Origin of the sequence: Chamaesiphon sp. VAR_69_metabat_338, from assembly GCF_031423935.1 — a bacterium.
GTDB lineage: Bacteria > Cyanobacteriota > Cyanobacteriia > Cyanobacteriales > Chamaesiphonaceae > Chamaesiphon.
Genome location: NZ_JANPGM010000375.1, coordinates 1 through 2,758, shown reverse-complemented (window position 1 = coordinate 2,758; position 2,758 = coordinate 1). Strand labels below are relative to the sequence as shown.

Annotated in this window: 4 protein-coding genes; 2 read left to right on the top strand and 2 right to left on the bottom strand. The window is 48.2% G+C overall.

What is annotated here, in order from left to right:
- Positions 1–292 precede the first annotated feature (292 nt).
- The gene (locus tag RMO84_RS10545; protein ID WP_310488420.1) at positions 293–436 is read right to left on the bottom strand and encodes a hypothetical protein; all 144 of its coding nucleotides are present in this window, start codon (positions 434–436) and stop codon (positions 293–295) included.
- Between the two features lie 143 nt (positions 437–579).
- Here RMO84_RS10545 and RMO84_RS10540 point away from each other — a divergent pair, with 143 nt between their 5' ends.
- Complete coding sequence (locus RMO84_RS10540; RefSeq protein WP_310488419.1) at positions 580–1,218, top strand: phosphoribosyltransferase; 639 nt, start codon at positions 580–582, stop codon at positions 1,216–1,218.
- Between the two features lie 91 nt (positions 1,219–1,309).
- Here the strand turns inward: RMO84_RS10540 and RMO84_RS10535 are convergent, their stop codons facing one another.
- Positions 1,310–1,711, bottom strand: coding sequence for a DUF3119 family protein (locus tag RMO84_RS10535; RefSeq protein WP_310488418.1), 402 nt, complete (start codon positions 1,709–1,711; stop codon positions 1,310–1,312).
- Positions 1,712–1,830: 119 nt separating this feature from the next.
- Between RMO84_RS10535 and RMO84_RS10530 the strand changes: the two genes are divergently transcribed.
- A complete protein-coding gene (locus tag RMO84_RS10530; RefSeq protein WP_310488417.1) occupies positions 1,831–2,544 on the top strand; it encodes a fatty acid desaturase in 714 nt (237 codons plus the stop codon).
- Positions 2,545–2,758: the final 214 nt, after the last annotated feature.

Here is a 2,758-nt window from a genome sequence, read left to right as displayed (position 1 = left end):
GAGCTGCTACCTAATGTCTAGTCACTTTCGATCCCACCAGATCTACAGATAGATGTCTTCGTGCGCTTTGGTATCTAATCATACATTTGTCGTACTTGGGTCTTGGCTGACGATCGGCTAGATCTATCTAGCGGCAACAATTCCTTGACAATTGCGGCAATTAGCATGATACCCACCGAGATCTGCCACCATACTTTCCAAAAGTTAACCTGTTTGGGAACTGTCGGTGTAGTTATTCAGTCTGTTGTAACGAATCAAAATGATGCAATAATCGCCGACTCAATCGACATGTTTATTTCGCTGGCATCGCGAACAGGAAATATCCACCAAAACTAAATTGCGATCGGTTGCTTTCCGATCGAGTAATTGCGCTGCGATCGCAATCGCCACAAGTAAGCGCGACTGTTTGTAAGGTCGTCAGTACGAGTAATGTCAACTTTGCAAGCGATCGACACTCAATCTTGTCAGGTTTATTGGTTGCGAACGGCTTCTCTGTCGTCGCGACTCAGATCTATTTAAATTCCAGCTAGCTTCCGGTTGTTTCGATAAACTAGAACCAATCGATGATTAGTAGCTTGAATGAATAAAAAGTTTCGAGATCGGACTGATGCCGGACGACAATTAGCCCTAAAATTAGCAAGTTATGCCGCTGCCGAGTGCCCCCAGTCGATCTTGCTAGGCTTGCCACGGGGTGGCGTACTGGTAGCCGCACCGATCGCCCAAATCCTCCAAGTCCCGCTCGATCTGTGTCTCGTGCATAAATTGGGCGTCCCTGGCAATGCGGAATTTGCGATGGGGTCGATCGATCTCCAGGGGCGACGCTATCTGCACGAGCACACCATTGCCGATTTACGGATTTCACCAGCACAGATCGATCGAGTTGCCGAAATTGAGCTGCAAGAATTGCAACGCCGCGATCGCGCCTATCGCGGCGATCGACCCCCGCTCGACGTGCGCGATCGAGTTGTCATCTTAGTTGATGACGGGTTAGCAACCGGAGCCACCATGAAAGCGGCAATTGCTGTAGTTCGCAGCCAAAACCCCGCTCAAATTGTCGTCGCGGTACCTGTAGCTTTTCCAGACACGATCGATGAATTGCGCCCGACTGTCGATGCGATCGTCTGCCTGATGCTACCCACACCCTTCGATGCGATCGGCTCCTGGTACGAAAACTTTGCCCAAACCACCGACGAGGAAGTCTGCGCCGCGTTGAATTAGGTATTAGGCTAAAGCCTAATACCTAATACCTAATACTTAAAGCCTAAAGTTTAATACCTAAAGCCTAAAGCCTAATACCTAAAGCCTAAGCCTAAAGCCTACTCTCCGACTTCGGATAATAGTACTCCAAACAAGTCCGCAACATCCGGGCATCGAAGATGATGGGTAAAAAGTGAATGCTATTGACTTCTTTGAAATAGAACAAAATCGGCACGGGTTGCCAAAAAATCTGCCAATTCTCCCATTCGCTGTAGGGAAAGGTGCGGATGACTGTATTGCTGCGGTAGACATTGAGCGCAGTGGTTGTAAATTCTAATTTGATGATGGTGGTTTGGATCGCTAGAAATAGCCCAAAGATGCCGATCGCCACTCCAGTCCAGAGTTGAAGTGCGGCTATGGGTAAGGCTGCAGCAGTTAGCACGATCGGAATCGTGTAATTGGGGGCAAGTTCGATGCTGGCGGGTAACTGGATTGGGGCGGGTGAAGTTGTCATCGACTATTCCTGTAGTAGTTAGATCGATCTTACCGTTCCTAACCCGCTAGCCGTTGAGAGACGTTAACATAAGTAAAGAATTATTTAACAATCCCAGCGATCGAACGAGGTTAATCAGTGTGAGACAGGCAAAAGATCGGGGACTCTGGGTGGCACTGTCACTAATCGGTATTTGGGCGACGAGCACGGGGTTATTATTTAGCCTGGATTTGACAAACTTGCCAGCATGGGTAAAGTTATTGGGCTTTACATGGCAGATGTTTTTGTATGTGGGGTTATTTGTAACGGCACATGATGGGATGCACGGCTCGATCGCGCCTGGAAATCCTAAGTTAAACGACGCGATCGGGAGTTTTGTCCTATTTGTCTATGCGATGTTTCCGTTTGGCAAGATGCGGCAGATGCATCAGCTTCATCACGACATTCCCGCACGAGTCGGCGATCCAGATTATCACAATGGCAAACGTCAGAATTTCTTTGCCTGGTATTTCAACTTCATGCAGAACTATTGGAGTTGGTTGCGGCTGATCTTATTAATTGGCACCTTCCACCTCGTACATCAGGTGTTGCACGTTCCCGAAATTAATCTCTCTTGGTTTTGGGTGTTTCCCTCTGTCATGAGTTCGTTCCAACTGTTTTTATTCGGGACATTCTTGCCACATCGCGAACCAGTCGGCGGCTATATCAATGAATGTCGCGCCACTAGCACGCCATTTTCTGAGTTTTGGTCGTTTATCAGTTGCTACCACTTTGGCTACCACGAGGAGCATCATGAGTTACCTCATTTGGGTTGGTGGCAGTTACCTGCGGCGAGGCGACAGAGGGAAGGCTAATCGCGAATGGTAGAGCGATCGAAATATGATGAAATAGAAACTGTTAAAAGATCGCCCCCGACTTCTTCAACTGTTGGAGCCTGACGGCGGCGTCAGCGTAATCTTTTTCCTGACCAGCTTTTTTTGCTAACTCGATCGTCCGCTGGAAGTCTTCTATGGCTTTGGCTCTGTGATTTAGCTCTTGATGGAGGATGCCGCGTTGATAGTGCTGATA